Source organism: Actinomadura bangladeshensis (genome assembly GCF_004348335.1).
Lineage (GTDB): Bacteria > Actinomycetota > Actinomycetes > Streptosporangiales > Streptosporangiaceae > Spirillospora > Spirillospora bangladeshensis.
This window is the reverse complement of record NZ_SMJW01000350.1, coordinates 1-6,686: the sequence shown is the minus strand read 5'-3', so window position 1 is coordinate 6,686 and position 6,686 is coordinate 1. Positions and strand designations below refer to the sequence as shown.

The window sequence follows — 6,686 nt, the reverse complement described above, 5'->3', positions numbered from 1 at the left end:
GGGTGGGGTAGGGATCACGGTGGCGGGACTTGCATCGCAGGGTGTGATGTCTGCCACGATGGCATTGCGGCTTTTGTCCCTTACCGGGGCCGATGGCCGTTGACATCGGCCGGCGGCGCGGCGATCCCGTGTACCGGCCCCGAACGAGGAGTGTCATCGATGACGATCGACTCCGTGCGCGGCGCGCCCGACACCCCGGAGCTCGCCGAGCCCGAGCTCGTCCAGCTGCTGACCCCCGAGGGGGAGCGCATCGAGCATCCCGACTACCCCCTGGACCTCAGCGCCGAGGAAGTGCGCGATCTCTATCGCGACCTGGTGATCGTCCGGCGGATCGACCTGGAGGCCGTGGCGCTGACCCGGCAGGGCGAGCTGGGGCTGTGGGCCTCGCTGCTGGGGCAGGAGGCCGCTCAGATCGGGTCTGGGCGGGCTTTGACCGAGCACGACATGGTCTTTCCGACCTATCGCGAGCACGGCGTCGCGTGGTGCCGGAACGTGGAGCCGCTGAAGCTGCTCGGGCTGTTCCGGGGCGTCAACCACGGTGGCTGGGATCCGGCCGAGCACGGGTTCCACCTGTACACGATCGTGATCGGCAGCCAGACGCTGCACGCGGCCGGGTACGCGATGGGCATCCAGCGGGACGGGGTGCTGGGCACGCTGTCGGCGGGGGCGACGATCGCCTACTTCGGGGACGGGGCGACGTCGCAGGGTGACGTGAACGAGTCGTTCGTTTTCGCGTCCGTCTTCAACGCGCCGATCGTGTTCTTCTGCCAGAACAACCAGTGGGCCATCTCCGAGCCGCTGGAGAAGCAGTCCCGGATTCCCCTCTACAAGCGGGCGCAGGGGTTCGGGTTCCCCGGGCTGCGCGTGGACGGGAACGACGTGTTCGCCTGTCTCGCGGTCACCAGGAAGGCTCTGGAGAACGCCCGGACGGGGCAGGGCCCGACGCTGGTCGAGGCGTACACCTACCGGATGGGCGCCCACACGACGACCGACGACCCCACGCGGTACCGGCTGAAGGCCGAAGAGGAGGCGTGGAAGCTCAAGGACCCGATCGAGCGGGTCAAGGCGTACCTGGTGCGCAACGACCTGGCGGACGCGGGGTTCTTCGAGAAGGTCGAGGACGAGGCCAAGCAGCTCGCGAAGGAGCTGCGCGAGGGCTGCCGGGCGATGCCCGATCCGAAGCCGCTGTCGATGTTCGAGGACGTGTACGCCGAGCGGCATCCGCTGATGACGGAGGAGCAGGAGCAGTTCGCCGCCTACCTGGCGTCGTTCGAGGAGGAGTCGAAGTGACCACCCTGACCCTCGGCAAGGCGCTGAACGAGGGCCTGCGCAAGGCCATGGAGAACGACCCGAAGGTCCTCGTGATGGGCGAGGACGTCGGGAAGCTCGGCGGGGTCTTCCGGATCACGGACGGCCTGCAGAAGGACTTCGGCGAGGAGCGGGTCATCGACACGCCGCTGGCCGAGTCCGGCATCATCGGGACGGCGATCGGGCTCGCGCTGCGCGGCTACCGGCCGGTCTGCGAGATCCAGTTCGACGGGTTCGTGTTCCCGGCCGCCGACCAGATCATCACGCAGCTCGCGAAGATGCGGATGCGGTCGCTCGGCACGCTGTCGCTGCCGGTCGTCGTCCGGATCCCGTGCGGCGGCGGCATCGGCGCGGTCGAGCACCATTCGGAGTCGCCGGAGGCGTACTTCACGCACACGGCCGGGCTGCGCGTGGTGACGTGCTCGAACCCGGTGGACGCGTTCTCGATGATCCAGCAGTCGATCGCGTCCCCCGACCCGGTGATCTTCTTCGAGCCGAAGCGGCGGTACTGGGACAAGGCCGACGTCGACATCGACTCCACGGAGTGGACGCCGCTCCATCAGGCGCGGGTCGTCCGGCCGGGCGAGCACGCGACGGTGCTGGCGTACGGGCCGTCGGTGAAGACGTGCCTGGAGGCGGCCGCGGCGGCCGCCGAGGAGGGGCGGTCGCTGGAGGTCATCGACCTGCGCTCGCTCAACCCGCTCGACATCGGCGCGGTGACGGAGTCGGTGAACCGGACGGGCCGGTGCGTGGTGGTGCACGAGGCGCCGGTGTACAGCGGGTTCGGCGCCGAGCTGGCCGCGCGGATCACCGAGAAGTGCTTCTACCGGCTGGAGTCGCCGGTGCTGCGCGTCGGCGGGTTCTCCACCCCGTATCCGCCGTCCCGCCTGGAAGACGACTATCTGCCCGACCTCGACCGCATCCTGGACGCGGTCGACCGATCCTTCGCGTGGTGACGCCGGTGAGCGAGCCGAGACTGTTCAAGCTGCCGGACGTCGGCGAGGGCCTGACCGAGGCGGAGATCGTCAAGTGGCACGTCCAGCCGGGCGACACCGTCGAAGACGGCCAGACCATCGTCGAGATCGAGACGGCGAAGGCGATCGTGGAGCTGCCCTGCCCGTTCGATGGCGTGGTGGCCGAGCTGCTGGTCACCGAGGGTGAGACCGTGGACGTCGGCGTGCCGATCATCGCGGTCGGCGCCGAGGGCGGCGCGGTGGCGACGCCGGTGTCCGAGCCGCCGGCGCAGACGGCGGCGCTGCGCGAGGAGGGCGTGCCGACGGCGAACGAGCCGGGCATGGTCGCACGTGCGGAGGCGCCGCCGAAACGCCAGCCGGTGCTGGTCGGATACGGGGTCAAGGAGGGGTCGACCAAGCGGCGTCCGCGCAAGGCGTCCAACGGTGCGGCGCAGGCCGCTCCGGCCGTGACGCCGGCGCCGCCGCAGGTGCGGCCGCCGGCGCCTCGTCCACAGCCTGTGGACAACGGGTTGCCGCTGGCGAAGCCGCCCGTCCGGAAGATGGCGAAGGACCTCGGCGTCGACCTCGCCACCATCACGGGTTCGGGGCCGCAGGGCTCGATCACGCGGGACGACGTCCTCGCCGCGCAGGCCGCGCCGCCCCAGGCGGCCCCCGCCCAGGCAGGTGCGCGTGAGGAGCGCGTACCGGTGAAGGGTGTGCGCAAGGCGACGGCGGCGGCGGTGTCCGGTTCGGCGTTCACGGCCCCGCACGTCACCGAGTTCCTCCAGGTGGACGTCACCCGCACCATGGAGACCGTCAAGCGGCTCCGCGAACTGCCCGAGTTCGCCGACGTGAAGGTGTCGCCGCTACTGCTGGTGGCGCGCGCGCTGCTCACCGCCGTCCGGCGGCACCCGATGGTGAACTCCACCTGGGTGGACGGCCCGGACGGCGCGGAGATCGTGGTCAAGCACTACGTGAACCTGGGCATAGCCGCGGCCACCGAACGCGGCCTCATCGTGCCCAAGGTGAAGGACGCGCAGGACCTGGACCTGCCCGGCCTCGCGCGCGCGCTGAACGAACTGGCGACAAAGGCACGCGCGGGCAAGGCGTCCCCGGCCGACCTCTCGGACGGGACGATCTCCATCACCAACGTCGGCGTGTTCGGCGTGGACACGGGGACACCGATCCTGACCCCGGGTGAGGCGGCGATCCTGGCGTTCGGGCAGATCAGGGACATGCCGTGGGTCCACGAGGGCGAACTGGCGATCCGCAAGGTCACCACGCTCGCCCTGTCGTTCGACCACCGGATCGTGGACGGTGAACTGGGCTCGCGCGTCCTGCGCGACGTCGGCGACATGCTGGAAGACCCGATCCGCATGCTCGCCTGGGGCTGACGTTCCGGGGCCGGCGCCGTGGACGCGGCGCCGGCCCTCGGTCGGTTCGTTCTCAGCGCGGCGGGTTGTCGCCGTCGTACATGCGCTCGTCCCGGCGCGGGCCGGAGCCCGAGCCCGGTCCGCGCCCGCGGGCCGTCATCAGCATCTGCAGGACGAACGTCGCCCCGCCGACGATGATCAGGATGACTCCGATGACGTGGATGTCCACGGGGTCCGTCATCGCGTCCGGCTGGATGGCGAACTTGAGGATCAGCCCTATCGTGATCAGGAAAACGCTGACGCCGATACCCATTGCGATGACCTCCGCCGGACGATCCAATGCCGTGCTCTTTACCTATCCGTCCGGCTCGTCCGCCACACGTCGCGGCATCTATGAGACGGGTCTATGAGACGGGGACCTTGTCGACCTTGCCGAAGGGGCCGGCGTTGAAGGTCACCGACGTGACGTTGCCGGGCGGGGCGGGCAGGTAGACGAAACCGCGGTCGGGCTTGCCCACGGCGGTGACGAAGGTGGCGCGTCCCGTGTCGACGTAGATGCTCGGACCGCCCACCCTTGCCGGGCCGCCGCGGACGGCGCGGTAGACGTCCTTACCGCCGGGCGTCTGGATGGAGAACGAGCCGAACACGGCCCCCGGATAGTTGGGGTCCGGGTAGGAGGCGTCAGGTGGGGTGGTGCCCGGCCCCTGGTTGACGATGTCGAACACGGCGACGATGTAGGCACCGTCCCGGTAGAAGGGTTTGACGTCCAGTCGCCTCTTGTCCGCACCGAAGGTGGCCGTACGTGTTGCCACCGTCTTGCCGTCCTGCGGTTGGAAGACGGCCGGTGGGGTGGTGCCGCGCGCGCTTGCCTTCAGCCGGTAGGAGATCTCGACACGGTTGTTGCGGACGGCGTCCTTGGCGACGGGCTCGGTGTTCCCCTTGCCGGTCGCCGTGTAAGTGAAGCCGTTCGACAGGCGCGTCTTCATATCGTTCATGACGGCATCGGCCCGGTCTTTCGACAGCTTGGTGTCGTTCTCGCCGGTGTGTCCTTCGAAGGTCAGCGCGCCCGTGGCCTTCGTCTTGATCTGCTGGGCGGCCTCGTCCAGGACGGCCTTCGCACGGCTCGACAGCTTCGCCGAGGCGCCGTCGAACAGCGCGTCGGCGCGCAGGCTGACGGTGACCTCCGACGGGCTGGACGTGACGTCCTTGGTCTCGCCCTCAACGATGTCGTACAGGTCCACGGGATTTGGCCCCGTACCAACAGGCGTGGACGGCGACGGTGTCGTTGAGGGCGACTGCGTAGGGGCGGTGAAGGGCCTGACCCGTCCGAAGGGCTCGGCGCCCACCGACGGCCGCCCACCGCCCGGCGGTGTGGCGGAGGGTGCCCTGGACGGCGCGACCGGTATCCCCGACCCGCTCGGGGGCATCGACGCGCCCGGGCTCCCCGAGGACGCACCATCGGTCACCGGAATGCCCGTGAACTCCCCCGCCGTCCCCGGAGTGATCGCCGTGACCTTCTGGACATCCGCCGGTATCGGCGGGTACTCGGCGGCCATCTCCCGGACCGCGCCCGGGGTGAAGCCGGAGCCGCTCGTCGTCCCGGTCGGCTTGTAGAGCTTGCGTCCCACCGGATCGATCAGCGCGATCTCGAACGGAACGGACTTCGTGGCCGAGTCCAGCGACGTCACGCTGTACCGCAGCACCGCCTTGCCCGCCTGCCGCTGGACGCCGCGAATGTCGACCCGCGCATGCAGCCCGTCCGCGCCCCCGAACCAGCCTTCCTTGGAGAACGCCCCACCACTCTGCGCGGCAGGGCTAGGGACACCGCCCACCGTGACGGTCGGCGGCGCGACCTGCTCGGCCCGGCTACCGTCGGCGCAACCGGCGGCAAGGAGCAGGCCGACGAGAGAGACGGCGAGGGGCGAAGCACGCATCGGCCATCCGGTCGGGGGGAAACGGGCGAGGGACGCGCCGATAGTAGTGAACGGCGGCAGCCCCCGCCATACGTGCCAGTCGAGAATCGAGCATTACACCAAGCCGCGACCGGCCAACTGCCTCGGAGCCGACGCGGGCGGTGGTGGCGTGGCAGGGGGCCTGCACAAGGGAGAGGGACATGTCTGCCCAGCGTCGGGCTACACACGCAGTTCGTACGTTTCGGGCTGGATCGCCTTTAGACGCTGATGGTCAGCGCGAGCTGGTCGGCCCCGCGCGCTCGCGGATGCTGGCGCACGACCTGCTGCGCCAGAGCATGGATACTCGGGCGACGGATCTCGGCAGCGGATTGCCGGTGGGCGGCCAACAGCGCGGCTGCAGTCTGGTCGGGCTTGCCTGCCCGCCACCACACCCGGCCGAGGTCGGTGTAGAGCCGTGCTCGGCGTTCCCGTGTGTCGAACTGGACCGCGCGCAGCGTCCTACCGACCCGCATGGCCTCGCCGAGTTCATCAAGCGCCCAGCGGACGCCGAGTTCATAAAGCCGGACTTGAGCGGGGTCGACGGGGAAGCGGTTGGGACGGGCCAGGGCACGCGGGACGACGCTCCGGGCCGCACGTTCAGCCTCCCTGATCAGGGTCAGGGCGGTGTCGGCGTCACCGGCCTGGGCGGCGCTGTAGGCGCTGGTGCAGTAGATCTGCGCCAAGGCGTTAGCGGCATCGGGGGTGGAGGTGCCGCTGTCGTCGAGGTGGAGCGCGGCTTTCATGGTGATCTGCTCGGCGAGAGCCTTGCGGCCTTCGTTGCGTAGCACGGTGCCGAGCGACCGGGCCGCCATGGCCATCGCCGCGGGATCCTCCGACAGCTTGGCGTAGGTGGTGGCGCGGTCTGCGGTGATCCGGCTGCTGGCGTGCTGTCCCGCCTTGTACAACGCCTCTGACCCCAGGTCGTAGGCCGCGGCAAGCGTGATGGCGTTGCGCGGGTCGTCGGGACGTGCGGCGAACGCCTCATGTGCCGTGGACAGCAGGTGGGGCAACCCTTTGAGTATCGGCCCGAGTTGCCCGGCGGAGAATTGCCGTCGGGCGCGCGCCAACGTGACGGCAACGGTCGAGGGTGGGGCTTGGGC

The 6,686-nt window shown here is 70.0% G+C and carries 6 protein-coding genes; 3 read left to right on the top strand and 3 right to left on the bottom strand.

Features of this window, described 5'->3' with window-relative positions; translation table 11 throughout:
- The first annotated feature begins 159 nt into the window (after positions 1 to 159).
- Genes pdhA through E1284_RS37190 form a run of 3 tightly spaced genes read left to right on the top strand, consistent with a single transcriptional unit; the run spans position 160 to position 3,655 of the window.
- Positions 160 to 1,290 (top strand): pyruvate dehydrogenase (acetyl-transferring) E1 component subunit alpha, encoded by a 1,131-nt coding sequence (gene pdhA, locus E1284_RS37200; protein WP_131944842.1) that lies wholly within the window; start codon positions 160 to 162, stop codon positions 1,288 to 1,290.
- The gene (locus E1284_RS37195) at positions 1,287 to 2,264 is read left to right on the top strand and encodes an alpha-ketoacid dehydrogenase subunit beta (protein WP_131944841.1); all 978 of its coding nucleotides are present in this window, start codon (positions 1,287 to 1,289) and stop codon (positions 2,262 to 2,264) included. The genes pdhA and E1284_RS37195 overlap by 4 nt, the downstream gene beginning before the upstream one ends.
- A 5-nt stretch (positions 2,265 to 2,269) precedes the next feature.
- Positions 2,270 to 3,655, top strand: a complete 1,386-nt coding sequence (locus tag E1284_RS37190) for a dihydrolipoamide acetyltransferase family protein (protein ID WP_207924177.1) — start codon at positions 2,270 to 2,272, stop codon at positions 3,653 to 3,655.
- 52 nt (positions 3,656 to 3,707) lie between these two features.
- Here the strand turns inward: E1284_RS37190 and E1284_RS37185 are convergent, their stop codons facing one another.
- The 3 genes from E1284_RS37185 to E1284_RS37175 all read right to left on the bottom strand — a co-directional run.
- On the bottom strand, positions 3,708 to 3,947 hold the full coding sequence (locus E1284_RS37185; RefSeq protein ID WP_131944839.1) for a DUF6458 family protein: 240 nt from the start codon (positions 3,945 to 3,947) through the stop codon (positions 3,708 to 3,710).
- A 91-nt stretch (positions 3,948 to 4,038) separates the two neighbouring features.
- Positions 4,039 to 5,568 carry an OmpA family protein gene (locus tag E1284_RS37180; RefSeq protein WP_131944838.1) on the bottom strand — a complete coding sequence of 510 codons (1,530 nt, stop codon included), beginning with the start codon at positions 5,566 to 5,568 and terminating at the stop codon, positions 4,039 to 4,041.
- 236 nt (positions 5,569 to 5,804) lie between these two features.
- Positions 5,805 to 6,686: hypothetical protein (locus E1284_RS37175; RefSeq protein ID WP_207924176.1), on the bottom strand; the 882-nt coding region annotated here is incomplete at its 5' end.